Genomic DNA, 23532 nt, shown 5'->3' with positions numbered 1-23532 from the left:
CGCACCTGCCGACGACGAGGACCGCACGCCGCTGGCCACGCGGCCCTCTTGCCGTGTCGCGCCCACCGCGCCATATTGGTCCGGACTTTTACATGATGCCCATACCACCGTCCCCGGGGAGGCGGAGCCGTGCGACGCGTTGCCTGGCCGCTTCTACCAGTCTGCGGGGCCCTGTTGCTGGTCACGTCCTGCGGCTGGGGCCAGGCCGACGGCGACGAAGGCCGGGCGCCCGGCGCGCCGACCGGGGTCACCGCACAGGCGGGCAGTGCCACGAGCGTGCATGTGATGTGGAACGAGGTGCCGGACACCCAGGGTGTCCGTCTCTATGAGGTATATCGCGGCACCACGAAGGTTGAGGAAGTGCCGGGTTCGCAGCACATGGTGGACGTCACCAGGCTCAGGCCGTCGACCATGTATGCCTTCACCGTGCGGGCCCGGGACACCGAGGGCCGGCTCGGCCCGCCCAGCCGGGCGGTGCGGGCGCGGACACCGGCCATGGTGGCGGCGGACCGCTCGGCACCGACCCGGCCGTCGACACCCGCCGGGCGGGCCGTGGGCAGCCGGGAGGTCCAGCTGTCGTGGGGCGCGTCCCGGGACGACCGGGGTGTGGTGTCGTACGACGTGTACCAGGGCGGAGCGAAGATCCACAGCGTCGGCGGGAACCAGACCGCGGCCGTGGTCACCGGGCTGCGCCCGGGCACCGGCTACGTCTTCACGGTGCGGGCCCGCGACGCCGCCGACAACCTCTCCCCCACGAGCGCCCCGGTCCGCCTCACCACCCCGGGCACCGACGACGGCCGCAGCACCGCACCCACGGGGTTCACTGTGCGGACCCACCGGGCCGACGGGGCGTACTACATCGACCTGTCCTGGGACCCGCCGCCGGTGGACGGGTTGATCACCGAGTACGGGATCCAGCTGGACGGCACTTCGGCCACCTCACTGGTGTGGGGCGGTACACCTCCGCCCGGCCGGGCGGACTACAGCTTCTACGTCGGCCGGAGCTCGGGCGAGGAACACCGGGTGCGGCTGCGGGCCCGGCTGCCCGACGGCACCTGGGGCGGCTGGTCGGCGGAGCGGAAGGTGACCACGGGCGGCTGACGGGCGCATCCCAACGGCGTTGCGCCCTGCGCCGGTCGGAGGACTTCGTCACCTGGCCGGGCGTCTCCCGGGTGCGGGCCCACCCCTGGCCACGTTGGCTGCTGCCCAGGCGGCACGGACGTTTCCCGACCCCCGGCGGCGCATGGGACGTACCGCCGACCGTGCCACCGGAGGCCGGCCCATGCACACCTCGCGACTCCTCGTCCGCTCCGGTCTGGCCCTGGTGACCGCCGCGGCGCTGCCGGCCTCCCTCGCCGGCTCGTCCGCCGCGGCCTCGGGCATCTCCGTCAGCGCCTCCGGGTCCACCGTCTCGGTGGTCACGAGCGCGTGCACCCGGATCAACGGCGGCTGGGGCAACGCGGCGCTGCTCACCGGCCGGCAGGCGAACTTCGCGCAGGGCCGGCAGTCGGCTCTGGCGGGCACGCCCGTCAGCCAGTCCGCGGCCTGGACGGGGGTGAGCCCGGGGACGTACGCCGTGGTGGTGATCTGCTCCAGCGGCAGCACAGCGGGCGCCCAGGCGGTGATCGTTACGCCCTCGGGGCAGACGTCCTCGGGCCGGCCCTCCTCGGCACCCACGGCCTCGTCGACGTCCTCCGCGGCACCCTCCCGTGGCGTGCTGGGCGGCCTGGGCGGCGCCGTGCGCGAACACAGGCCGCTGACGCTGGGCATCGGCGCCGTGCTGATGAGCATTGGAGTGATCGCCACGGGCTGGTATCTGCACCGCCGTTCGAAGCCGTACCGGCTCTGAGCGGCCGTAACCGACTCTGAACCACCGGCTGCGAGCGCGGGGCTCAGTCGGTGTCGGGCAGTGTGGAGAACTCCGTCAGGGCGTGGGTGAGCCACTGGGTCCAGAAGGTCTCCAGGTCGATGCCGGCCCGCAGCACGAGGTGGCGCAGCCGGTCCTCGGGGGCGTCCCGGTCCGGCGGGAAGTCACGCTTCTCGATCTCCTGGTACTCGGCCAACTGCCGCTGGTGCAGCTCCAGATGGCGGCGCAGATCCGCTTCCAGGCCCGCCGTGCCGACCACCGCCGAGGCCCGCAGCCGCAGCAGGAGCACGTCCCGCTGGGGCTTCGGGTCCTGTGCGGCGGCGGTCCAGCGGGCCAGTTCGGCGCGGCCCGCGGGCAGGACCTCGTAGCTCTTCTTCTGCCCGCGGGCCGGCTGCTCGGACGGCAGCGTGCGGATGAGCCCCTCGGCCTCCAGTCTCCCCAGCTCGCGATAGATCTGCTGGTGCGTCGCGGACCAGAAGTAGCCGATCGACTTGTCGAACCGGCGGGTCAGTTCCAGTCCCGACGACGGCCTTTCCAGCAGGGCGGTGAGGATCGCGTGCGGGAGTGACATGGATTCATCCTAGGGACGGCGCCTAGAGGGCGGCAGCGACCTCGGTACCCTGCTTGATGGCCCGCTTGGCGTCCAGTTCGGCCGCCACGTCCGCACCGCCGATCAGATGGACGCTGCGCCCGGCGGCGGCCAGCTCGTCGTACAGGCCGCGGCGCGGCTCCTGGCCGGTGCACAGGACCACCGTGTCGACCTCCAGGACCGTGCTCTCCTCGCCGACGGTGATGTGCAGGCCGGCGTCGTCGATCCGGTCGTAGCGGACGCCCGGGACCATGGTCACGCCGCGGTGCTTCAGCTCGGTGCGGTGGATCCAGCCGGTGGTCTTGCCGAGGCCCGCGCCGACCTTGGTGGTCTTGCGCTGGAGCAGATGGACCTGGCGCGGCGGGGCGGGCCGCTGGGGTGCGGCGAGGCCGCCCGGCTCCTGGTAGTCCATGTCGACGCCCCAGGCGCGGAAGTACGTCCGCGGGTCCTGGCTCGCCTTGTCGCCGCCGTCGGTGAGGTACTCGGCGACGTCGAAGCCGATGCCGCCGGCGCCGAGGATGGCGACCCGGTCGCCGACGGGGGCACCGCCCTGCAGCACGTCGAGGTAGCCGAGGACGCGGGGGTGGTCGACGCCTGGGATGTCCGGGGTGCGCGGGGTGACGCCGGTGGCGACGACGACCTCGTCGTAGCCGGCGACCGTCTCGGCGGTGGCCCAGGTGCCGAGGCGTACGTCGACGCCGTGGGCATCGAGCTGGTGGCGGAAGTAGCGCAGCGTCTCGTCGAACTCCTGCTTGCCGGGAACCTTGCGAGCCACGTTGAGCTGGCCGCCGACCTCGCTCGCGGCGTCGAAGAGCGTGACCTCGTGGCCGCGTTCGGCGGCGCTCACCGCGCAGGCGAGGCCGGCCGGGCCGGCGCCGACGACGGCGACGCGCTTCTTCAGCCGGGTCGGCGAGAGCACCAGCTCGGTCTCGTGGCAGGCGCGCGGGTTGACCAGGCAGGAGGTGATCTTGCCGCTGAAGGTGTGGTCGAGGCAGGCCTGGTTGCAGCCGATGCAGGTGTTGATGGCCTGCGGCGTCCCGGCCGCGGCCTTGGCGACGAAGTCGGGATCGGCGAGCATCGGCCGGGCCATCGACACCATGTCGGCACAGCCCTCGGCGAGCAACTCCTCCGCCAGCTCGGGGGTGTTGATGCGGTTGGTGGTCACCAGCGGCACGGACACCTCGCCCATGAGCTTCTTGGTGACCCAGGTGTAGGCGCCGCGCGGCACCGAGGTGGCGATGGTGGGGATACGGGCCTCGTGCCAGCCGATGCCGGTGTTGATGATCGTCGCCCCGGCTGCCTCGACCGCCTTGCCGAGGGTGATCACCTCCTGGAGCGAGGAGCCGCCCGGGACCAGATCCAGCATGGAGAGGCGGTAGATGACGATGAAGTCCTCACCGACCGCCTCGCGCACCCGCTTGACGATCTCGACCGGGAAGCGCGTCCGGTTCTCGTAGGAGCCGCCCCAGCGGTCGGTGCGCCGGTTGGTCTGCCGGGCGATGAACTCGTTGATGAGATAGCCCTCGGAGCCCATGATCTCCACGCCGTCGTAGCCGGCCTGCCGGGCCAGGCGGGCGGCGCGGGCGTAGTCGTCGATGGTCCGCTCGATGTCCGCGTCGCTCAGCTCACGCGGCACGAAGGGGCTGATCGGCGCCTGCAGCGGGCTGGGCGCGACGAGGTCCTGATGGTAGGCGTACCGCCCGAAGTGCAGGATCTGCATCGCGATCCGGCCGCCTTCGCGGTGCACGGCCTCGGTGACGGCCTTGTGCTGCTCGGCCTCCGCCTCGGTGGTGAGCCGGGCGCCACCCGGGTACGGCCGGCCCTCGTCGTTGGGCGCGATGCCGCCGGTGACGATGAGACCCACCCCGCCGCGTGCGCGGGCCGCGTAGAAGGCCGCCATCCGCTCGAAGCCGCGCTCGGCCTCCTCCAGGCCGACGTGCATGGAGCCCATGAGGACGCGGTTGGGCAGGGTGGTGAAGCCCAGGTCGAGCGGGCTCATCAGGTGCGGGTAACGGCTCATCGGGCCCTCCGTGCGCGGTGTCATCGCCTCTTGTTGTAGAGGAAGCCCTCCGTTTATGCAACTAGTTGCACAAGCACTGGAGGGTGACACCAGCCACTCTGTACCTACTAGTATGTACACGAGAACCGGTCCACACCCGCTCCGAAAGGACCCCTCGCCATGCCCTTCGTCCGGATAGACGCGCTCGGTACCGACCCCGCCCGGCTCGACGCGCTCGGCCGGGCCGTCCAGGACGCCCTGGTGGAGACGCTCGGCGTGCCGCCCGACGACCGTTTCCAGGTACTGACCGGCCACGACAGCGTCACCAGCACCCTGCGCCACGACGACTACCTGGGCCTGCGCAAGGACGACTCGGTGGTGCTCGTGGCCGTCACGATGCGCTCCGGGCGCTCCCCGGAGCAGAAGCGCGCGCTGTACCGGCGGATCGCCGAGCTGGTGCACGAGCGCACCGGCACCGAGCCGCACAATGTCGTCGTCACCGTCACCGAGAACACGTCCGTCGACTGGTCCTTCGGCGACGGCGAGGCGCAGTACGCCCCGGCCGACACAGAGCCGGCCGGGGCGCTGCCATAGGACGGAAGGGGGTCAGCGGCTCTGCAGCAGCAGATGCAGGTCCCGCTCCTGGTCGCCCGAGGCCGTGCAGGTCTCCTCCACGGTGAACAGCGAGTCCAGGGTGTGCCGGAACCGGTCCACGGCCCAGTAGCCACCCTGGACGTCCGCCTGGACGGACGCGCCGAGATGGACCGGCGGGCAGTGCGGTCCGTGCTCCTCGGCGATGTCGTACGTGCCGAGCCATACCATCGGCCGGATCTCGTGGAGCTGCTGCGGGATCTCGTCCGGGCTCCGGTCGGACGCGAAGCAGGTGCTCAGCGCGTCGAAGACGAGACGGGCGTCCTCCTTGGAACCGCTGATCTCCACCGTGACGGTTTCCGGATGCGACCGTGCCGTGTGTTCCATTGATCGCTCCTTTCGTGGCCGCGCCGCGGTGGAACGGGGTACCCCGCCGAACCGCGTCCATCCCCAGGAAAGCACCACCGGCCGGCCGGCACACCTCAGCCGCGGGAGAACTTGTACGTCTTGCTGTCGGTCAGGATGCAGAAGCCGGGCGACATCACGATCACGCGCAGGATGCCGGTACGGCGGTCGTAGTCGATGCCCTCCACCTCGAAGGTGCCGGAGCAGGAACTGCGCAGCGGCAGCTGGCGCAGGGCCGTGACATGGCCGGTGACGTCGCCGGAGCCGTTCGGCGGGGTCGACAGGTCGATCTGGAGCAGCGGCTTGGTCATGCCGAAGAGGCTGCCGTCCGGGTCGTCGGAGGAGCACAGCAGCGTGGTGGGGCCGGAGAAGTCGCAGCCCTGGACGTCACGGACGGCGTGGTCCAGGTTGACCTGCGAGACCTGCGGGAGGTTCGCCGAGGGCGAGGTGCCCGGGTTGACGCCGGGGGTCGGGAAGACCAGCAGGCGGTTCATCGTGCCCCACTCGCCGGAGAGCATCCACTGGCCGTCGGGCGAGATCGCGTCCCAGGAGTTGTTCAGGGCCTCGCCGGGGCTCAGCGTGTGGACGTACTCCGACCAGGTGCCGTCGGGCGCCTGCACCCGGTACATCTTCGAGTTGCCGGAATCCTGCTGGTAGGGCTCGATGTAGTAGCCGTTGTACGAGGCGTCGGGGTCGCCGACGTGGTTCCAGCCGCGGCTTGAGACGCTGAGGGGGATGGTGCCGATACCGGTGTAGCGGTTGGGGCTGTTCGCCGGGACCTCGACGGAGGCCAGCCCCTGGCTCTCGGTGAGCGGGTCGGCGCGGTCGGAGCCGGTCTCGGTCCAGGTGTCGGCCGCGGAGGCGGGCACCGGTTGGGCGAGGGACACGACGGCGGCGGTGGCGAGGGTGACGAGTCCGGCGAGAACTGCGTGACAACGTTGCCGGGCGAACGCGGGCATGGCCGACTCCTCGGACGGGCGGTGGGGACACAGGGCGGTTGGGCGGTGGCACTCGGTCGGCGGACAGTCTGGCGTGGCGTGTTAGTCATGTACAGACCAATCCGGCAACATGAGCGTGAACTCTCCCGGTCCGCCGAACGGGCGTGCAGGATGTCCGGGAAGGAGTCCGGCCCCGGCGAGCCGGCTTCGACGGACGTGCACGGCTGTGGTGAGAGATGGTGGAGGTAACCGGCGAGGCGTCGGGGAGTCGGGATTGAGCGCGTTGGATCAAGGGGAGTCGGCACAGGGGCCGACGTGTGGTGCGAACGGGCGAAGGCGGTGCAGGCATGAGTGCAGCCGAGGCTCCGGTGCCGGAGCGCGGTGAGCCCGTGCTCGGACCGGTGCGGCCCGGGGGTCTGCTCGACGTGCTGGGCGTCGCGTCGGTGGTGCTGGACACCACCGGCCGGATCGTGCTGTGGAGCCCGCAGGCGGAGGAGCTGTTCGGCTACAGCGCAGGGGAGGCCCTCGGCCGGTTCGCCGCCCGGCTCATGGTCCAGGAGCAGCACTGGGAGCTGGTCGGCAAGCTCTTCGCCGATGTGATGCGCACCGGGCAGAGCTGGGCGGGCGGCTTCCCGGTCCGGCACAAGGACGGCAGCACCCGTCTGGTGGAGTTCCGCAACATGCGGCTGCTGGACGACCGCGGTGAGGTGTACGCGCTGGGGCTCGCCGCCGACCAGTCGACCGTACGACGCCTGGAGCAGGACGTGGCGCTGTCCGAGCGGATGGTGAAGCAGTCACCGATCGGATACGCCGTCCTGGACACCGGGCTGCGGTACGTCTCGGTCAACCCGGCCCTGGAGAAGATCAACGGGGTGCCGGCCGCCGATCACGTGGGACGGACCCTGCGCGAGGTCCTCCCCCTGCTGAACTCCGAGCCCATGCTGGCCGACGCCCGGCGGGTGCTGGACACCGGTGTGCCGGTGATCGACAACACGCTGGTCGGCCGTACCCCCGCCGATCCGGACGAGGACCACACCTGGGCGCACTCGCTGTACCGGCTTGAGGACGCCATGGGCAATGTGCTCGGTGTCGCGGTCACGGTGGTCGACATCACCGAGCAGCACCGGGCCGCCCTGCAGGCGGAGGCCGCCCGGAACCGGCTCGCGGTCATCGCCGACGCCTCCACCCGGATCGGTACGACACTCGAACTGGACCGCACCGCCTGCGAGTTGGCCGAGGTAGCGGTACCGGAACTCGCCGACGTGGCCGCGGTGGACCTGCTGGACTCGGTGGTGGAGGGCCGGCCCAGCACGCTCGGCCCGTCGGAGGCGGCGGTGATCCGGGCCCTCGCGGTGCGGCCGCAGGACGGCTCCGACGCCGTACGGGCCGCCGACCCGCCCGGCCTGATCGCCCGCTATGCCCCCGACCGCCTGGTCACCGAGTGCGTGCGCTCGGGCGAGGCGGTGCTGGTGCCGCAGGTGAAGGACGCGGACCTGCCGCTCATCGCCCGCTCCGCCGAGGCGGCCGACCTGCTCGGCCGGGCGGGACTGCACTCGTATCTCGCGGTACCGCTGATCGCCCGCGGTGAGGTGCTCGGCGCCCTGGACCTCAAACGGACCCGCAATCCGGAGCCGTTCGGCGAGGACGACGTGGTGCTCGCCCGGGAGCTGGCCGCCCGCGCGGCCGTCCAGATCGACAACGCGCGCTGGTACCAGAACGCCCGTAACACCGCCCTCACGCTGCAGCGCAGCCTGCTGCCCAGCAGCCCGCCGGTCACGACGGCTCTGGAGGTGGCCTCCCGCTATCAGCCCGCCGGTGCCACGAGCGAGGTCGGTGGTGACTGGTTCGACGTCATCCCGCTGGAGGGCGGAAAGACCGCGCTCGTGGTGGGCGATGTGATGGGCAGCGGGATAAACGCGGCCGCGACCATGGGTCGGCTGCGCACGGCGACGACCACGCTGGCCGCCCTCGACCTCGACCCGGCCCGGCTGCTGGAGCACCTGGACAAGACGACCTCGGACCTGGACCACTCGATCGCGACCTGTGTGTACGCCGTCCACGATCCGCATCTGCGGCAGTGCCGGATCGCCAACGCCGGCCATTTGCCGCCGGCCCGGGTCCGCCAGGGCCGGCCGCCGGAACTGCTCGACCTGCCCACCGGAGTGCCGCTGGGCGTGGGCGGGGTGCAGTTCTCCACCGTCACCGTCGACTTCGAGCCCGGCGACGAGCTTGTCTTCTACACCGACGGACTGGTGGAGACCCGCTGCCACTCCCTGGACGAACGCCTGGACTTCCTGCTGTCCCTGCTCGACGACCCGGCCCGCCCCCTGGAGGAGACCTGCGACCTCCTGCTGCGCACCCTGCACCACCCCGACAACCACGACGACGTCGCCCTGCTCATCGCCCGGGCGCAGCACCTGCCTCAGTGATCATGGCCGTACGCCGATCACCACGTGCGCGGACAGTTCCTCCGACACCTCCAGACAGGTCGTCAGACCCGCGTCGGTGACGGCCCGTACGGCGGCCGATGCCTGGCGTTCGCTCGTCTCGGTCAGCAGACAGCCGCCCGGCGCGAGCCACTCGGCGGCCCCGGCGGCCACCCGGCGCAGCACGTCCAGGCCGTCCGCGCCGCCGTCCAGGGCGACGCGGGGTTCGTGGTCGCGGGCCTCCGCCGGCAGCAGGGGCAGGTCGACGGTGGGGACGTAGGGCACGTTGGCGGTGAGGATGCCGACACGGCCGCGCAGGGCGGCGGGCAGCGCGTCGTAGAGGTCGCCCTCGTGAGCCAGGCCACCGTACGGGGCGAGATTGCGCCCGGCGCAGCGTACGGCAGCGGGATCGATGTCGGCGGCGTGCACCTCGGCGCCGTGCAGAGCGGCGGCGAGGGCCGCGCCGAGGGCGCCGGAGCCGCAGCACAGGTCGACGACCACGGTCGCCCGCGGCGCCTGGGCCAGCGCCCGGTCGATCAGGAACTCGGTACGGCGGCGGGGGACGAACACCCCGGGTTCCACCACCACGCGCAGTCCGTGGAACCGGGCCCAGCCGAGGACCTGTTCGAGCGGGAGCCCGGCGACGCGCCGGTCCACCATCGAGGTCACTTCCTCGGCGGTGCGGGCGGTGGCGAGGATCAACTCCGCCTCGTCCTCGGCGAAGACGCACCCGGCGGCGCGCAGCGCGGAGACGACGGCGGAAGGGGAAGCAGAAGGTGAGGGCATGGAGGCCGAGAGCCTTTCGGGAGCGCGAGACCTTGCGGGCGCTCCCGCGGTCACCGCTGCCGGTGCACCGCGCCGTTCTGAGGGGAGAGCACCCCGGCTGACACTGCGGTGATGGGTCCCACCTCCTCGGCGATCAGGGCCGCGTCCGTCCGCGACCGGACGGCCACCCTACCCCAACGGCCGTGCACTCGGCGCCGGACACGATTGCCCGCCGGCTGCGTGGAATTGCGGAGAAGCGGAGTCGCGAAAAGACGGATGACGGCTCGCACGGCGCGCGGCTACGCTCCCCGCGATGACGACTCACGCCTCTCAGCGATTGGGGGTCCCGTCCGCGCAGGGTGAGCGCTGATGCTCCCTTCCACCGCGTACGGGGATTCTCGGCTGCCGAGTCTGCGCCGCCGGCTGCCTCGGGTGCGCGTGGTCGTCGGCACGTCGGGGTCGGTCAATGACGCCGAACTGGGCAGCGCGCTGCTGGAGGTTGCCGCGATCTACCGGGCCGTTGGGGGGCGGCGGGACCTAGTGCCCCAACAGGCAACGTTCGCCCCGTCGCGACGCCCTCGCACGCCCTCTCGCCGCACCGGCCGAAAGCCCAAGTACGTCCAGTACGAAGCCTTCCGTCCGGCACTCCCCCAGCCTTCGGCCGGGGAGACCCCCAGAGCACGCACCAGCCGCCGCTCCTTGACGGGCAAACGTTGCCTGCCGGGGCACTGGTCTCCGTGCTGTCCTGCGATGCCGCGGCCCGGACCGTGCAGCCGCTGTGCCGGACGGAGGGCATTGAGCTGGTGGGAGGCGGCGGGACGGATCTGCGCACCGGGTTCCCCCGGGCGCTGCCGACGCGCCCCGACGGGGTGGTGGTCCTGACCGACGGGCAGACGCGGTGGCCCGAGGCGCGGCCGGCCTGCCGGACGGTGGTGGGGCTGTTTCCGCGCACCGGTGGGTCGTACGACGAGACAGATCCCGGATACCGGCCGGACGTGCCCCCGGCGTAGGCGCGGGTGGTGACGATCGGGTCGGCCGCGGGATGAGGGGATGACGCGCCGGCAGGGAGCGCGCCCGTCGTCGCCGGGCGCGCTCCCTGTCCCCTGGCCGGCATCGGATCAGACGCTCTCCCTGTCCCTGGCCTGCGTCTGATCCCTGTCTCTGGCCGGCGTCGGATCAGACGCCGACCGTCTCCTCGACCTCTTCTTCGATCTCTTCGGCGGCCTCTTCCCGGGCCGCCTCCGCGGCAGACCGGTCCGGGGCGGGAACGGTGGCCGTCTGCGCGGCGGGCTCGCCGTGGCCGGCCGCGTGCCGGGCCTTCCGGGGCCGCTCGTACAGGGCCGCGATGCCGGTCACCAGCAGGCCCACCAGCAGCCAGCCCACGAGGGTCCACACGTTGCGGGCGAGGCCGTCGTCGCCGAAGTACAGCAGGCTGCGGATACCCTCGACGAAGCCGGCACCGTTCCAGAAGGCGTGCAGGGTGCCGAAGAAGCCGTTCTGCAGCTCGGGGCGGAACAACCCGCCGGAGCTGGTGAAGTTGAGCATCACGAACAGCACCATCATGGTGAGCGTCGTCCACCGCTTGAGGAAGGTGTGCAGGCCGACGCCGATGAAGAGGATGCCGGCCGAGTACAGCCAGGCCATGCCCCACACACCCGCGAGATCGTGGTGCGCGAGGTGGAAGACCGGTCCGGCGAGCAGCGCGCCGATGCCGCTGACCACGGCGGAGACGCCGAGCACCAGCAGCGCCCGCACCCGCATGGCGAGCCCGGCGCCCGCGGCACCGAGGGCGGCGACCGAGGCGTAGGAGCCGATGCTGAGGGCGATCAGCAGGAAGAACAGGCCCTGGCCGGTGGGGTCGTCGCCGACCGGCGCGGCCACGTCGGTGACCTTCAGCGGCACACCCTCCTTGGCGGCGACCGGCATGAAGACCTTCTCGACGGCCGTCGCGCCCATGTCGGAGGCGGCGCTCGCCACCAGCAGCTCGGGCGTGTGTGCGCTCGGCACATAGGCGCCGGTCACATCGCGGGACCTGAGCAGGCCGACGGCGTCGGCGCGGTTGGCGACCGTGCGGACGTCGAGCTTGTCCCCGGCGGTGTCCTTGACGGTCTGGGCGAAGACCTTCGCCTGCGGGGCGGTGCCCACGACGGCGACCGGCAGGTGGTGCGGCTCGGGGGTGACGAAGGCACCCATGTATGCGAGCCCCATGCCTATGCACATCAGCAGCGGGGTGATCAGGTGCGTGAGCACATGGCGCAGTGCCGGTGACCTCATCGCGGGCGACCTCCAAAGGTTGGCTTATACAACTTCCACTCAAAGTTGTACTATACAACTAGAACGCCGGAGGAGGTATTCCCGTGACCGCAGCGGAGTCGGCCGTCGAGACGATCCAGCACGAGATGACCATCTTCGCCCGCCGGGCCCGTGCCTCGGCGGGCCGTATGCACCCCGAACTGTCACTGGTGTCGTACACCCTGCTCAGCCACCTGGAGGAGCGCGACGGCTGCCGGGCGACGGACCTGGCGGCGCACTACGCGCTCGACAAGTCCACGGTCAGCCGCCAGGTGTCCGCGCTGGAGCGGTCCGGGCTGATCGAGCGACGCCTGGACCCGGAGGACCACCGGGTCCAGGTGCTGCATCTGACAGAGGCCGGCCGGGAGATCCTCGCCCAGGTCACCCGCAGCCGCCGGGCCGCGTTCCGGGCAAGGCTGGCGGACTGGCCTGAGGAGGACCTGGTGCGCTTCGCGGCCTATCTGGAGCGGTGCAACACGGGTCCGGGCGAGACCGGGTCCGACTGACCCACGCGCCCCGCCGGTCCCGGCGCCCGTCCCGCGGTCACCTGGGCAGGGGCGCCCTCGCGCGCGGGCCGGTCACGCCACCGGCACCGCGGCCCGGTCGTCCGCCAGCCGTTCCGGGGCGCGGGCCGCGAGGAAGGCCGTACGGCGGCGCAGCCGGAAGCCGAGGGACTCGTACAGCCGGATCGCGTGGGTGTTGTGGGCGCCGGTGTGCAGGAACGGTGTCTCCCCGCGCTCCCGGATGCCGTGCGCGACCGCGAGGATGAGCCGGGTGGCGAGGCCCTCGCCGCGGAAGGCCGGGTCGGTGCAGACCGCGCTGATCTCGGTCCAGCCCGGCGGGTGCAGCCGCTCCCCCGCCATGGCGATCAGCGCGCCGTCACGGCGGATCCCGAGGTAGGTGCCGAGTTCGATGGTGCGCGGCTCGAAGGGGCCGGGCTGGGTGCGGGCCACGAGGTCGAGCATCTCGGGGACGTCCGCCGGGCCGAGGGCGACCGCCTCCGCGTCCGGTGCGGCGGCCAGGCCGTCGTCCACGAACTGCACGCCCTCGACCCGGAAGGTGATCTCCCAGCCGTCCGGCAGCTCGCCCCGGTAGCCCGGCAGCGAGATCTCCGCGCCGGGACCGGCCAGCGCTGCCAGGTCCGCCCAGTCCCGCGCGTCCGGTGCGTCGGGCAGCGCCAGCCAGGGCGACACGTCGACGGGGTAGCGCAGCACCCGGCCGCGCCGCTCGGCGAAGTGGGCGTGCGGGCCGGTGAGCGAGGTCAGGGCGGGGTTGTCGAGGACGTGCGGGGCATCGGCGGGGGTCTGCCCGCCGACGCCCGTGCCGGCTATGACGCTCACGTGCCCACCTCGATCACGATCTTGCCGAGGGTATGCCCGTCCTCGACGGCGCGCAGCGCCGCGCCGGCCTCCTGGAGCGCGAAGGCGCGGGTGACCTGCGGATTCAGCGCGCCGCGCACGGCGAGGTCGGCCACCGCCTCCAGGACGGCGGCGGTGCGGGCGCGCTGGACGCGGTCGCCGCCGAGCGCGGCGACGGTCTCCTGCGGGGAGCCGGCGGTGACCAGCTTGCTGCGGTCCTTCAGCAGCTCGGCGGCCTCGGTGAGCACCGGGCCGCCCACCAGGTCGTACACCCCGTCGACGCCGTCACGGGCGACGGCCCGTACCCGCTCGGCCAGTTCGGGCCCGGAGGACACGTGCACCGCGCCGAGGGACTCCACGAAGTCCTTCTTGCCCTCGCTCGCCACGCCCACGACGCGCAGTCCGAAGGCGCGGGCGATCTGCACGACCGCGCTGCCGACCCCACCGCCCGCACCCGTGACCAGCAGGGTCGCGCCTCCGGGCAGGTCGAGCTGGCGGAGACCGTCGTAGGCGGTGGCGGCGGCGACCGGGAGGGTGGCGGCGTCGCGGAAGGACAGCGCGGCGGGCTTGTGAGCGGTCACGTCGGCGGCCAGCAGGGCGTACTCGGCGTACCCGCCCCGGGTGGTGCTGCCGAACACCTCGTCACCGGCGGCGAATCCGGACGCCCCCGCGCCGGCCTCCGCCACGACACCGGCCGCCTCGCTGCCGAAGACCGTGGGAAAGGCAGGCTCGCCCGCGCCGGAGCGGCGGAAACCCTGACGCAGCTTCCAGTCGACGGGATTGACGCCTGCCGCCCGGACCGCGATCAGGATCTCGCCGGGGCCGGGACTCGGGCGCTCCAGGTCGATCAGCGCCTCGGTCTCCGGCCCTCCGTGCCGCGTGTAGACATACGCCTTGGGCATGCTCGTTCCTCGCTCTCTCGCGCTGTCACCGGTGTACCGGTGCCGGCATCGAGGGCAAAGGAGAAGCGCCGCAGAGCTATTCCGCTGGGCCGAAAGAGTTCATACGGGCGCAATCATCGGGCGGCGACCAGGCCATCACCGGTGCCATGACCAGGAACGGAGCATCGGGTACGACGGCGTACGGTTGAAGAATGAACGTTACGCGAGGCTTCACGGGCCGCCCGCGCGTGCACAACCCGGGACTGCCGCCCGGGCAGTACGACGCGGGCGAGGACTGGCCCGTCCTGTCCGCCGAGGTCACCCCCGACCTCGCGGCGGCCGACTGGTCCTTCCGCATCGACGGTCTGGTCGAACGGCCGCGCACCTGGGACTGGGACGCCGCGCACGCCTTGCCGGCGTCGGCGTACGACGGTGACATCCACTGTGTCACCGGCTGGTCCAAGTTCGGTGTGCGTTTCGGTGGCGTCTCGCTGGACGCGTTTCTTCATGTGGTGCGGCCCCATGTGTCCGCCACCCATGTGCTCGCCGCCTCCCACACGGGCTACACCACCAGCCTGCCGCTCACCGACCTCACCGGCGGGCGCGCCTGGATCGTCTGGGAGTACGACGGGAAGCCGCTGCCGTCCGAGCACGGCGGCCCCGCGCGGCTGCTGGTGCCCCACCTGTACTTCTGGAAGAGCGCCAAGTGGATCGCGGGCCTCACGCTGCTCGACCACGACGAGGCGGGCTTCTGGGAACGCAACGGCTACCACGAGCGCGGCAACCCCTGGGAGGAGCAGCGGTATTCCGGTGACTGACACGGTGACGACGCGGTTCGCGGTGCCCGGGCGTATCGCGGTGAGCGAGCGGACGGCGGCGGTGTGGCAGACCGCCACTCTGACGGAGATCCGGCGCGAGACGCCGCACGCGGCCACCTTCCGGCTGGCGGTGCCGGACTGGGCGGGGCATCTGCCCGGCCAGCACCTGATGCTGCGGCTGACCGCGCCGGACGGCTATGTGGCGCAGCGCCACTACTCGATCGCGTCGGCGCCGGACGGCTCCGGGCACATCGAGCTGACCCTGGACCATGTGCCGGACGGCGAGGTCTCCGGCTGGTTCCACACCGTGGCCCGCCCCGGTGACACGGTCGAGGTGCGCGGACCGCTCAGTGGTTTCTTCGCCTGGCCGGGCGACCGGCCCGCGCTGCTGCTCGGCGCCGGCTCCGGGATCGTCCCGCTGATGTCGATGGTGCGGCACCACCGCGGGCGCGGCCTCACCGTCCCCCTGCGCATGCTGGTGTCCGCGCGCAGTCCCGAGGAGCTGATCTACGCCGCCGAGTTGGGCGCGGAGACGACGCCCGTCTTCACCCGCAGCGCCCCGCAGGGGGTGGCGGTGGGACGTCTGGCGGCCGTACATGTGGCGCCGCTCCTGGCCGAGCAGCCTTCCGGTGGGTGGGAGGCCTATGTGTGCGGATCCAACGGTTTCGCCGAACACGCGTCCCGGCTGCTGGTCGCCGCGGGCCAGCCGGTGGACCGGATCCGTATCGAGCGCTTCGGCTGACCCGGGGTCGCGCGCCGGGGCCGGTCACGTGATCGTGGGGCGCGTGGCGCGATTCCGCGCTCCAGGTGGGCTTGAACTCGCGGTTCGTCGTGTGGGCGAGGTGCTCCGTACGGGGTACGAGACGTGTGTGGACGCTCGTGTGCGTGAGCGGTGGGGGGTGGCGGTCCGGGCGGACCGGCTCGTCGGCTCTCCGGCTCCGACGGCGAGGAGGTGGGCATGCGTACCCGGATGCGCGGCTGGCGCTGGCAGGGCAATCCGCTGCGGCGCCGCTCGGATGTCATCGAGGCGTGGACGGTGCTGATCGTCGCCGTCCTGCTGTTCGTCGTCACACCTCTGGTCGGCGTGGCCGCGGGGCTGCACGCCCTCGGCCAGGCCCGGAGCGTCGCGGCCGCGCAGCGGGCCGAACGCCACCAGGTGCGGGCGCTGGTGATCGGCGACCGGGCCGAGCCGTTGTCCGCCGTGCAGAGCGACCGCGAGCATCCGTACCGCGCCGAGGTCCGCTGGACCGAGCCCGGCAAGGGGACCCGTACGGCGTGGGCCCGGGTGCCGGCGGGGACCCGGACCGGAGACACGGTCTCGGTGTGGTTCGACGCCCGCGGCCACGGTGTCGCGCCGCCACCGGACCGGGCGACGGTCCTGCAGCACGCGGTGACCGTCGGGGTGTGCGCGGCGGGCGGTGCGGCGGCCCTCGTACTCCTCGGACACGCCGTCGAGCGGCGGATCGCGCTCCGGCACCGGCTCGCGGAGTGGGAGCGGGCATGGGAGCGCACGGGACCGAGGTGGAACCAGCCACAGGCGTGAGGGCGACCCGGGCGCCGAAGGGCAGCAAACGCTTGCTGGCCAGTTCTCCGAACCTCCACGTACGGTGAGCCGACGCTGTTTCCTTCACAAAGGCGGTTGTTGATGGCCCTGTTCGACCTTCCCCTCGACGAGCTCCGCACCCACCGCAGCGAGTCCGTCGAGCCCGAGGACTTCGACGCCTTCTGGGACAAGACCCTGGCGGAGGCACGCGAGCACGCGCTGGACGCCCGCTTCGAGCCGGTGGACACCGGGCTGTCCACGGTCGAGGTGTACGACGTGACGTTCGCCGGGTTCGGCGGCCACCCGGTCAAGGGCTGGCTGCGGCTGCCGGCCGGCGCGACCGAACCCCTGCCGCTGGTCGTGGAGTTCATCGGCTACGGCGGCGGGCGCGGTCTGCCGCACGAGAACCTGCTCTGGGCGTCGACGGGCCGGGCGCACTTCGTGATGGACACCCGTGGCCAGGGCAGCGCCTGGGGCGGTGGCGGCGGCACGGCGGACCCGGTGGGCGCGGCACCGGCGTACCCCGGCTTCATGACGCGCGGCATCGACGCACCCGAGAACTACTACTACCGCCGGGTGTTCACCGACGCCGTGCGCGCCGTGGAGGCGGCCCGCGCGCACCCGCTGACCGACGCGGCGCGGACCGTGGCGCTCGGCGCGAGCCAGGGCGGCGGCATCACCCTGGCCGTCGGCGCGCTGGTGCCCGATCTGGTCGCGGTGGCGCCGGATGTGCCGTTCCTGTGCGACTTCCCGCGTGCGACGACCCTGACGGACCGCCATCCGTACCGGGAGATCGGCCTGTTCCTCAAGACGCACCGCGGCCGCTCGGCGGAGGTACGGCGCACGCTGTCGTACTTCGACGGGGTGCACTTCGCGGCGCGGGGCCGGGCGCCGGCGCTGTTCTCGGCGGCGCTGGAGGACCAGACCTGCCCGCCGTCGACGGTGTTCGCCGCGTTCAACGCCTGGGCGCACGAGGACAAGGCGATCGAGGTCTACGACTTCAACGACCACGAGGGCGGCGGCCCCTTCCACGAGGCGGAGAAGGTGCGCTGGCTGCGGTCGTACGCCTGAGGCGACGGGCGCGGGCACGGACAGGGCCTGTCGTCCGCGCACGGGAGGCCGGGTTCGCCGAAGCCGAGGCAGGTGTGGGTGGGTTTCGGCCGAACCCGCAGGGCGCTCTTCCCTCGTGGTTTAGACCAATGCTAATTGTGGTCGCGCAATGAGCCCGCACGGCTACGTCTTGTCACAACAGGAGGGCGCGGCATGGCCCGCACCACCCCGCACGAACCCGCACCGAGCGACGACCGTCCCCTGTACGGACGGATCGCGGCGCTGCTGCTCGACGAACTGCGCGACGGCACCATTCCGCCGGGTGAACGGCTGCCGGGCGAACGGCACTTGGCCGCGCACTTCCAGGTCAGCCGGGAGACCGTCCGGCAGGCGCTGGAGCTGCTGCGGCGCAGCGGCCTGGTCGCCACCGACCGGCGGGGCAGCCATGCCACGCTGCCCGGCCTGCCGGTCGAGGCCCAGGGGACACCGGTCTTCCCACTGGGCGCCCGCTCGGCGGACCCGGCCGCGGTCGACCTGGCCACGGTGACCTGGGAGGCGCCACCGCCGGAGCACGCGCAGGCGCTGGGCCTGGCGCCGCTCCGGCCGACGCTGGTGCACCGCTACCGGTCGGCCACGCCGGACGGCCGGTCGCTGCGGACGGCGGTGACGTCGTTCTCGGCGGTGGCTCTGGCCGAGGTCGCGGAGCTGGCCCGGTACCGGGGCCGGGCCGACGGCGCCACCCCGGCGCAGCTGCGGCGGGCCTACGACTGGATGCGCAAGGCCGGTCTGTGCCTGCACCACCGCGACTCCATCAGCCAGGCCGACGCCTCCTCGGTGCGGGTGACCCGGCGCGTCCACGACCAGTACGCCCGGCCGCTGGAGATCACGGATCTGGTGGTGGACGCCGGACGGGACGCCCTGGTCTACGAGTTCACGCTGCCCGCGGCCGGCTGAGCCCGCCGGGCCACCACCAGCCGGGCCCGTGGGCTGCCGTCGTCGCGCCGCCCGAACTCGGGCAGGGCGTACAGGTCGACCGTGAACCCCGACCGCTCCAACTCGCCGAGCACGGCGCCGAGCCGGAAGGCCCGGTAGTACATGACGAATGGGGGCCGCCACAGCGCGTTGCGCACCCGCATCACCGTGTCGAAGCCGAGCAGCATCCAGAAACCCGCTCGCGTCGGACGGGGCGGTGCGAGCACCGGGAAGGCGAACCGGCCGCCGGGCCGCAGGACGGAGTGGACCTGGGCGAACAGCCCCGGCAGTTCCCGCGGCAGGAAGTGACCGAACGCGCCGAAGGACACCACGAGATCGAAGGCGGAGCCGAACGGCAGGGCACGGGCGTCGCCGCGCACCCAGGCGACCCCGGGCCCGCCGACGGGCCGCACCCGCTGCCGGGCGACGTCGAGCATGCCCGCGCTGAAGTCGACCCCGGTGACGCTGCGGCGGCACAGCCCGGCCAGCACCTCGGCGCCCGCGCCCGTGCCGCAGCACAGGTCGAGCCCGTCCTCGAAGGATCCGAGCGGGGCGAGCGCCTTCGCCACGGACTCAAGCACCTCGTCGGGCGTCCGGAACGGCGTGTGATCGAACTTCGGGGCGAGCAGGTCGTAGCCGCGCTCGACGGACGACAGCGCCTGCACGGCGAGTTCACGCAGGCTGGGGCCTTCGGGACCGAACATCTCCTCAGCCTAGGGCCACCCGCTGCCGCAGCACCGTGAGGACCCGTTCGCACCAGCGCAGGTTCTCCTCCTCGAAGGCGATCCCCGCCATGAGCGTGAGATACGGGCCGACGCGGTCGGCCTCGCGGAGGTACTCGTCCTCGGTGCGGCCGTCGAGGAGGCGGTCCCGCACCCGGCGGTAGCGGTCGAGCTTGCCCTGGGCCCAGCCCCTGCGCTCCTCGATCAGCGCGCGGGTGACCTCGGGGTCGCCGCCGTCCATCGCCTGGATCTTGATGAGCAGTTCGTCGCGGATGGCCGTGGGCCGTTTCGGGGGCTCGGCGGCGAACGCGCCGAGCTCTGCCCAGCCGGCCTCGGTGAGCGTGAACATCCGCTTGTTCGGCCGCCGCTCCTGCTGCACGGTGCGGGCCTGGACCAACCCGTCCTGGGCGAGGCGCTCCAGCTCACGGTAGAGCTGCTGCGGGGTGGCGGGCCAGAAGTTCGCGAGTGAGACGTCGAACGCCTTCGACAGCTCGTAGCCCGAGGCCTCGCCCTCCAGCAGGGCGGCCAGGACGGCGTACTTGAGCGACATATGGACAGGCTAGCAGCCGTTGATTAATCTCATCCGCACCTATTCAATTAGTTGACTATGCGAGGTGGTCCGATGCACGCGTTCCGCACGGCGGTCGAGGCCGGGGACATCGATGCTGTCGAGGCACTGCTGGCCGAGGACGTCGTCTTCACCAGCCCGGTCGTCTTCAAGCCGTATCCGGGCAAGGCGATCACCGCGGCGATCCTGCGCGCGGTCTCCCAGGTGTTCGAGGACTTCCGGTACGACCGGGAGATCGGCGACCCGGCCGGCCCCGACCACGCGCTGGTCTTCACGGCCCGGGTGGGCGACCGCGAGCTGACCGGCTGCGACTTCATCCATGTGAACGAGGACGGCCTGATCGACGACCTCATGGTCATGGTCCGGCCGCTGTCCGGCGCACACGCCCTCGCCGAGGCGATGGGCGCGCGGTTCGACGCCATCGTGAAGGAGGCGGAGGCGCGGTCGGCGTGAGCGCGCCTCCGGCCCGTGGCCCTCAGCCGACCGTGAGCGTGATGGCTCCGGTGTAGGTCTTGCCGGGCGTGATGGCGGTCGCGGAGCCGTCGACCGTCACCGTCAGGGACTTCCCGAGCGGGGCCCGCAGGGCCGTGCCGGTGTCGAGGGCGAGCCGGGTCAGGTACGAGGTGCCGGTGACCGTCCACGTCGACCCGCCGGTCAGCCGCACGATGGCACCGTTGTTGACGGCCGCCTGCGCGGTGTTGGTGACAATGGCCAGCTCATAGAAGGTGGAGGCGTCGATGGACGACACCCGGTGCCTGGCCTTCGTCGACGAGATGACGCCCTCGACGGTGGAACCCTCGAAGGCGAGGACCATGTTCCTGCCCTTGCGCATGCCGTTGTAGAAGTCGCCCCGGAACGCGATGGAGGTGAAGGTGGCGGCCCCGCCGGTGTCATGGCCGGCGCCGACGTCGAAGCTCGTGTCCTTCTCCGGGTCGCCGGCGGGCTCGGTGCAGACGCCGATGTTCATCATCTTGCCGTTGACATTGACGGGGCCCGGGTCGTTCAGCTCGATCATCTGCAGGATGATCCCGTCGGCCGGGTCGAGCCGGGCGCCCTGGGAGCCGTCGACGGTGATGGCGGTCTGCTGGCCCTTGTTGAGGAAGGTGGCCCGCTTCGAGGTGACGACCGTGCCGCCGTCCACGGTGAGGGTGCCGGCGCCGAAGAACATGTAGCCGAAGTGCCCGGAGTTCACCACCGTGCCGCGCACCGGTACGGCAGCCAACTCGGCGCCGGACAGGCCCAGTTCCAGCTCGGCGTTGAGGACGGCGACGGCCTCGCGGGTGCTGTCGCCGTAGTGCGCGACGGCGGCCGGTCCGGCGATGATGGTCGCGTAGGAGCCGACGTCGAGCCGGGAGCCAAGGACCCGGACGGTGGCGTCACCGATGGCGTAGGTGCCGTAGCCGTACTCCCCGGTGTTCCCGAAGTGGCTGTTGATCGCGGTCAGCTTGAGCCCGCTGCCGCCCTCGACGGACAACGCGCCCCAGGTCTCGGAGAAGACGGTCGAGTTGAGGTAGGTGGCCCGGCTGTCCTTGCCGATGAGGTCGGTGGCGCGGACGTTGCCGTCCAGGCCCAGCGTCCAGGGCACCGACTCCATGTACGGCGTCTCGACGGTGGCCTGGTAGTCGGCGGGCAGGACGCCGTTGCGGGCGCGCAGGAAGGAGTCCTTGACGAGGACGTCGGCGCCGCCGTTCGCGATGACGGTGGTGCGGACCACCCCTTGGTGCTGATGCGGGCGCCGTCCAGGACCAGTTTGGTGGACGAGCCGTCGCCGACCACGGCGGCGCCGTATCCGGCGAAGTCGCACCGGCGAAGTGCCGCCGCGGATCGGCGATGCCCTCCCCCGCGTCTGCGGCGCGCGCGAGATCGTCGAGCAGTGAGGTGGTCAACTCCGCGATGCGGGGCAGCAGTTCCTCCACCCGGCGCGGTGTGAAGGCCCGGCCGGCCAGGGAGCGCAACCGCCGGTGGTCGTCGCCGTCGGCGGTGGTCATACCCAGCACGGTGGCGAAGGTCAGCAATGGCCAGCCGGGAGCGATTGCCCCTCCTGCAAGGCCCTGAAGTGCCGTGCTTTCTTGGCGACTTCGGGATGCTGGAGGAACTCCTCCAGCACCTCGTGCCCGAGTACGGCCGTCCCCTCGATCCCGCCGGGCAGTTCGACCGGCGCCAACGCGTCCTCGGCCAGCAGGCGCGCGTCGACGGCGTGCGGGCAGCCACCGGCGGGGTCCAGAAGGTACGGGGGCCGGGCGGGGGAGGTCTCCACAGGTGCTTCTCCTGACGGTCGGGAAAGGCCGGGCGGGAATAGGCGCGGACGGCTTCATGTTGACCGAGACAGCCGCACGGGTATAGTGCGATCAGCGCGTGTGCGTGTCCCGTCGTACGGACACCGGTGCCGCTTCTTCTCCATCAGCCCCTCGGCCGAGGCTTCCGACCGGCCCGGGCTTCTTCTCTGCACCACCTCGTGACCAGGGCGTTCCCGCCGTACCCGAGGTGCCGTTCCCGCCGCCCGGAGGCAGCTGTCACCGCCTCCCGCTCGCGGCCTCTCCCCCTTCCCATTCTCTCCCGACGTCCGTGAAAGGACTTCCCACCATGACCACCACACTCGAACACCCTCCCGTGGTCCAGCAGGCCCCGGCCGCCCGGCTCGTCACCGGTGTCCTCGACATCGACGCGCACGGGAAGGGGCAGCTGCGGGCCGCGGGCCTTGTGCCCTCGCCCGCCGATCCGCAGGTCCCGCCGGCGCTGATCCGGCGCCACGGTCTGCGCAAGGGCGACCTCGTCGAGGGCGTCCGGGGCGCCCAGCGCGCCCTGACCGAGGTCACGCGCGTCGACGGACGCGACCCGGCGGACCTCCGGAGCCGGCGCCACTTCCGCGACCTCACCCCACTCCACCCGCACGACCGCATCCGACTCGAACACCCCGCGTCCGGACTTGCCGGGCGCGTCACCGATCTCTTCGCCCCGGTCGGCAAGGGCCAGCGCGGACTCATCGTGGCCCCGCCGAAGAGCGGCAAGACGGTGCTGCTCCAGCAGCTCGCCGCCGCCGTGGCCGGCAACCACCCCGAGTGCCGGCTGATGGTCCTGCTGCTGGACGAACGCCCCGAGGAGGTCACCGAGATGCGCCGCTCGGTGCGCGGCGAGGTGTACGCCTCCACCTTCGACCGGACGCCCAAGGAGCACATCGCGCTCGCCGAGCTCGTCGTCGAGCGGGCCAAGCGCCTGGTGGAGGCCGGCGAGGACGTCGTGATCCTGCTGGACTCGCTGACCCGGCTGTGCCGGGCGCACAACAACGCCTCCGCCGCCGGCGGCCGCACCCTGAGCGGCGGTGTCGACGCGGGTGCGCTGCTCGGCCCCAAGCGGTTCTTCGGCGCCGCCCGCCAGGCCGAGGAGGGCGGCTCGCTGACCATCCTCGCCACCGTGCTGGTGGACACCGGATCCCGCGCCGACGGCTACTACTTCGAGGAGCTGAAGAGCACCGGCAACCTGGAGCTGCGGCTCGACCGGGAAGCCGCCGCCCGGCGTCTCTTCCCCGCCATGGACCTCGACGCCACCGGCACCCGCCGCGAGGAGCTGCTCCTCACCCCGGGCGAGTTGACGGCCGTCCACGGTCTGCGCCGGGTTCTGCGCCCCCGAGAGGGCGGACCGTCCGGTCTGGAGACGCTGCTGGAGCGGCTGCGTTCCACCGCCGACAACGCCGCGTTCCTGCGGCAGATCCGGCCCACCCTGCCCACCGGCTGACCCCGCTCCCAGCAGG

Annotated in this window: 23 protein-coding genes and 2 pseudogenes; 13 read left to right on the top strand and 12 right to left on the bottom strand. The window is 72.2% G+C overall.

Translation table 11 applies throughout. From position 1 onward, the window contains the following. Positions 1–129 precede the first annotated feature (129 nt). Together AV521_RS05535 and AV521_RS05530 are read left to right on the top strand one after the other, a co-directional pair. Entirely contained in the window at positions 130–1101 is a 972-nt protein-coding gene (locus AV521_RS05535) for a fibronectin type III domain-containing protein (RefSeq protein ID WP_076084214.1), read from the top strand. 181 nt (positions 1102–1282) lie between these two features. Further along, positions 1283–1849: a hypothetical protein gene (locus tag AV521_RS05530; protein ID WP_076084738.1), complete on the top strand. Its 567-nt coding sequence runs from the start codon at positions 1283–1285 to the stop codon at positions 1847–1849. A 43-nt stretch (positions 1850–1892) separates the two neighbouring features. Here the strand turns inward: AV521_RS05530 and AV521_RS05525 are convergent, their stop codons facing one another. Both AV521_RS05525 and AV521_RS05520 read right to left on the bottom strand, forming a co-directional pair. Next, positions 1893–2438: a PadR family transcriptional regulator gene (locus tag AV521_RS05525; RefSeq protein ID WP_076084212.1), complete on the bottom strand. Its 546-nt coding sequence runs from the start codon at positions 2436–2438 to the stop codon at positions 1893–1895. A 22-nt stretch (positions 2439–2460) separates the two neighbouring features. Next, positions 2461–4476 carry an NADPH-dependent 2,4-dienoyl-CoA reductase gene (locus AV521_RS05520; protein WP_076084210.1) on the bottom strand — a complete coding sequence of 672 codons (2016 nt, stop codon included), beginning with the start codon at positions 4474–4476 and terminating at the stop codon, positions 2461–2463. A gap of 159 nt (positions 4477–4635) precedes the next feature. On the opposite strand from AV521_RS05520, the gene AV521_RS05515 reads away from it, so the two are divergent. Further along, positions 4636–5049 carry a tautomerase family protein gene (locus AV521_RS05515; RefSeq protein ID WP_076084208.1) on the top strand — a complete coding sequence of 138 codons (414 nt, stop codon included), beginning with the start codon at positions 4636–4638 and terminating at the stop codon, positions 5047–5049. A gap of 12 nt (positions 5050–5061) precedes the next feature. On the opposite strand, the gene AV521_RS05510 is transcribed toward AV521_RS05515, so the two are convergent. After that, positions 5062–5433: a hypothetical protein gene (locus AV521_RS05510; RefSeq protein WP_076084206.1), complete on the bottom strand. Its 372-nt coding sequence runs from the start codon at positions 5431–5433 to the stop codon at positions 5062–5064. A 95-nt stretch (positions 5434–5528) separates the two neighbouring features. Then, positions 5529–6410, bottom strand: coding sequence for a hypothetical protein (locus AV521_RS05505; protein WP_076084204.1), 882 nt, complete (start codon positions 6408–6410; stop codon positions 5529–5531). A 326-nt stretch (positions 6411–6736) separates the two neighbouring features. Between AV521_RS05505 and AV521_RS05500 the strand changes: the two genes are divergently transcribed. Beyond that, on the top strand, positions 6737–8818 hold the full coding sequence (locus tag AV521_RS05500; protein ID WP_107480818.1) for a SpoIIE family protein phosphatase: 2082 nt from the start codon (positions 6737–6739) through the stop codon (positions 8816–8818). On the opposite strand, the gene AV521_RS05495 is transcribed toward AV521_RS05500, so the two are convergent. Next, positions 8819–9601 (bottom strand): putative protein N(5)-glutamine methyltransferase, encoded by a 783-nt coding sequence (locus AV521_RS05495; RefSeq protein WP_076084202.1) that lies wholly within the window; start codon positions 9599–9601, stop codon positions 8819–8821. It lies immediately after the preceding gene. A gap of 707 nt (positions 9602–10308) precedes the next feature. On the opposite strand from AV521_RS05495, the pseudogene AV521_RS05490 reads away from it, so the two are divergent. Next, a pseudogene (locus AV521_RS05490) lies at positions 10309–10590 on the top strand (VWA-like domain-containing protein); the annotation flags it as partial. A 166-nt stretch (positions 10591–10756) separates the two neighbouring features. Here AV521_RS05490 and AV521_RS05485 read toward each other — a convergent pair. Next, positions 10757–11854, bottom strand: coding sequence for a hypothetical protein (locus AV521_RS05485; protein WP_076084200.1), 1098 nt, complete (start codon positions 11852–11854; stop codon positions 10757–10759). Between the two features lie 83 nt (positions 11855–11937). Here AV521_RS05485 and AV521_RS05480 point away from each other — a divergent pair, with 83 nt between their 5' ends. Beyond that, positions 11938–12378, top strand: a complete 441-nt coding sequence (locus AV521_RS05480; RefSeq protein WP_076084197.1) for a MarR family winged helix-turn-helix transcriptional regulator — start codon at positions 11938–11940, stop codon at positions 12376–12378. A gap of 72 nt (positions 12379–12450) precedes the next feature. Here the strand turns inward: AV521_RS05480 and AV521_RS05475 are convergent, their stop codons facing one another. Both AV521_RS05475 and AV521_RS05470 read right to left on the bottom strand, forming a co-directional pair. Continuing rightward, complete coding sequence (locus tag AV521_RS05475) at positions 12451–13212, bottom strand: GNAT family N-acetyltransferase (RefSeq protein ID WP_076084194.1); 762 nt, start codon at positions 13210–13212, stop codon at positions 12451–12453. Continuing rightward, positions 13209–14132, bottom strand: a complete 924-nt coding sequence (locus AV521_RS05470) for an NADP-dependent oxidoreductase (protein WP_076084191.1) — start codon at positions 14130–14132, stop codon at positions 13209–13211. Before AV521_RS05470 ends, AV521_RS05475 begins: the two co-directional genes overlap by 4 nt. A gap of 191 nt (positions 14133–14323) precedes the next feature. Here AV521_RS05470 and AV521_RS05465 point away from each other — a divergent pair, with 191 nt between their 5' ends. The 5 genes from AV521_RS05465 (at position 14324) to AV521_RS05445 (ending at position 18476) form a co-directional block, all read left to right on the top strand. Next, positions 14324–14929, top strand: a complete 606-nt coding sequence (locus tag AV521_RS05465; protein WP_076084188.1) for a sulfite oxidase-like oxidoreductase — start codon at positions 14324–14326, stop codon at positions 14927–14929. Beyond that, positions 14922–15671, top strand: coding sequence for a ferredoxin reductase (locus AV521_RS05460; RefSeq protein ID WP_076084185.1), 750 nt, complete (start codon positions 14922–14924; stop codon positions 15669–15671). Before AV521_RS05465 ends, AV521_RS05460 begins: the two co-directional genes overlap by 8 nt. A gap of 216 nt (positions 15672–15887) precedes the next feature. Continuing rightward, on the top strand, positions 15888–16472 hold the full coding sequence (locus AV521_RS05455; RefSeq protein WP_076084182.1) for a DUF3592 domain-containing protein: 585 nt from the start codon (positions 15888–15890) through the stop codon (positions 16470–16472). 102 nt (positions 16473–16574) lie between these two features. Further along, on the top strand, positions 16575–17543 hold the full coding sequence (locus AV521_RS05450; RefSeq protein WP_076084179.1) for an acetylxylan esterase: 969 nt from the start codon (positions 16575–16577) through the stop codon (positions 17541–17543). A gap of 192 nt (positions 17544–17735) precedes the next feature. Continuing rightward, positions 17736–18476, top strand: a complete 741-nt coding sequence (locus tag AV521_RS05445) for a GntR family transcriptional regulator (RefSeq protein WP_076084175.1) — start codon at positions 17736–17738, stop codon at positions 18474–18476. On the opposite strand, the gene AV521_RS05440 is transcribed toward AV521_RS05445, so the two are convergent. Then, positions 18446–19198 carry a class I SAM-dependent methyltransferase gene (locus AV521_RS05440; RefSeq protein ID WP_076084172.1) on the bottom strand — a complete coding sequence of 251 codons (753 nt, stop codon included), beginning with the start codon at positions 19196–19198 and terminating at the stop codon, positions 18446–18448. The two genes, AV521_RS05445 and AV521_RS05440, sit on opposite strands and share 31 nt — an antisense overlap. Before the next feature lie 4 nt (positions 19199–19202). Beyond that, a complete protein-coding gene (locus tag AV521_RS05435) occupies positions 19203–19766 on the bottom strand; it encodes a PadR family transcriptional regulator (RefSeq protein ID WP_076084169.1) in 564 nt (187 codons plus the stop codon). A 72-nt stretch (positions 19767–19838) separates the two neighbouring features. Between AV521_RS05435 and AV521_RS05430 the strand changes: the two genes are divergently transcribed. Continuing rightward, a complete protein-coding gene (locus tag AV521_RS05430; protein WP_076084166.1) occupies positions 19839–20237 on the top strand; it encodes a nuclear transport factor 2 family protein in 399 nt (132 codons plus the stop codon). 22 nt (positions 20238–20259) lie between these two features. Here the strand turns inward: AV521_RS05430 and AV521_RS05425 are convergent, their stop codons facing one another. Together AV521_RS05425 and AV521_RS05420 are read right to left on the bottom strand one after the other, a co-directional pair. Continuing rightward, positions 20260–21498 carry a hypothetical protein gene (locus AV521_RS05425; RefSeq protein ID WP_256725443.1) on the bottom strand — a complete coding sequence of 413 codons (1239 nt, stop codon included), beginning with the start codon at positions 21496–21498 and terminating at the stop codon, positions 20260–20262. 91 nt (positions 21499–21589) lie between these two features. Next, positions 21590–22041: pseudogene (locus tag AV521_RS05420) on the bottom strand (cytochrome P450); the annotation flags it as partial. Between the two features lie 326 nt (positions 22042–22367). On the opposite strand from AV521_RS05420, the gene rho reads away from it, so the two are divergent. Continuing rightward, positions 22368–23516 (top strand): transcription termination factor Rho, encoded by a 1149-nt coding sequence (gene rho, locus AV521_RS05415; RefSeq protein ID WP_076084162.1) that lies wholly within the window; start codon positions 22368–22370, stop codon positions 23514–23516. Positions 23517–23532: the final 16 nt, after the last annotated feature.

The organism is Streptomyces sp. IMTB 2501, assembly GCF_001953885.1.
Taxonomy (GTDB): Bacteria; Actinomycetota; Actinomycetes; order Streptomycetales; family Streptomycetaceae; genus Streptomyces.
Note: the sequence above shows the minus strand (reverse complement) of the source record. Positions and strands in the feature narration are given on the sequence as shown.

Bases quoted from the DNA above. Each gene is read 5' to 3' on its own strand.
- AV521_RS05530 (WP_076084738.1), top strand. From the start codon at position 1,283: ATGCACACCTCGCGACTCCTCGTCCGCTCCGGTCTGGCCCTGGTGACC.
- AV521_RS05525 (WP_076084212.1), bottom strand. From the start codon at position 2,438: ATGTCACTCCCGCACGCGATCCTCACCGCCCTGCTGGAAAGGCCGTCG.
- AV521_RS05520 (WP_076084210.1), bottom strand. From the start codon at position 4,476: ATGAGCCGTTACCCGCACCTGATGAGCCCGCTCGACCTGGGCTTCACC.
- AV521_RS05515 (WP_076084208.1), top strand. From the start codon at position 4,636: ATGCCCTTCGTCCGGATAGACGCGCTCGGTACCGACCCCGCCCGGCTC.
- AV521_RS05510 (WP_076084206.1), bottom strand. From the start codon at position 5,433: ATGGAACACACGGCACGGTCGCATCCGGAAACCGTCACGGTGGAGATC.
- AV521_RS05505 (WP_076084204.1), bottom strand. From the start codon at position 6,410: ATGCCCGCGTTCGCCCGGCAACGTTGTCACGCAGTTCTCGCCGGACTC.
- AV521_RS05500 (WP_107480818.1), top strand. From the start codon at position 6,737: ATGAGTGCAGCCGAGGCTCCGGTGCCGGAGCGCGGTGAGCCCGTGCTC.
- AV521_RS05495 (WP_076084202.1), bottom strand. From the start codon at position 9,601: ATGCCCTCACCTTCTGCTTCCCCTTCCGCCGTCGTCTCCGCGCTGCGC.
- AV521_RS05485 (WP_076084200.1), bottom strand. From the start codon at position 11,854: ATGAGGTCACCGGCACTGCGCCATGTGCTCACGCACCTGATCACCCCG.
- AV521_RS05470 (WP_076084191.1), bottom strand. From the start codon at position 14,132: ATGCCCAAGGCGTATGTCTACACGCGGCACGGAGGGCCGGAGACCGAG.
- AV521_RS05465 (WP_076084188.1), top strand. From the start codon at position 14,324: ATGAACGTTACGCGAGGCTTCACGGGCCGCCCGCGCGTGCACAACCCG.
- AV521_RS05455 (WP_076084182.1), top strand. From the start codon at position 15,888: ATGCGTACCCGGATGCGCGGCTGGCGCTGGCAGGGCAATCCGCTGCGG.
- AV521_RS05450 (WP_076084179.1), top strand. From the start codon at position 16,575: ATGGCCCTGTTCGACCTTCCCCTCGACGAGCTCCGCACCCACCGCAGC.
- AV521_RS05445 (WP_076084175.1), top strand. From the start codon at position 17,736: ATGGCCCGCACCACCCCGCACGAACCCGCACCGAGCGACGACCGTCCC.
- AV521_RS05440 (WP_076084172.1), bottom strand. From the start codon at position 19,198: ATGTTCGGTCCCGAAGGCCCCAGCCTGCGTGAACTCGCCGTGCAGGCG.
- AV521_RS05435 (WP_076084169.1), bottom strand. From the start codon at position 19,766: ATGTCGCTCAAGTACGCCGTCCTGGCCGCCCTGCTGGAGGGCGAGGCC.
- AV521_RS05430 (WP_076084166.1), top strand. From the start codon at position 19,839: ATGCACGCGTTCCGCACGGCGGTCGAGGCCGGGGACATCGATGCTGTC.
- rho (WP_076084162.1), top strand. From the start codon at position 22,368: ATGACCACCACACTCGAACACCCTCCCGTGGTCCAGCAGGCCCCGGCC.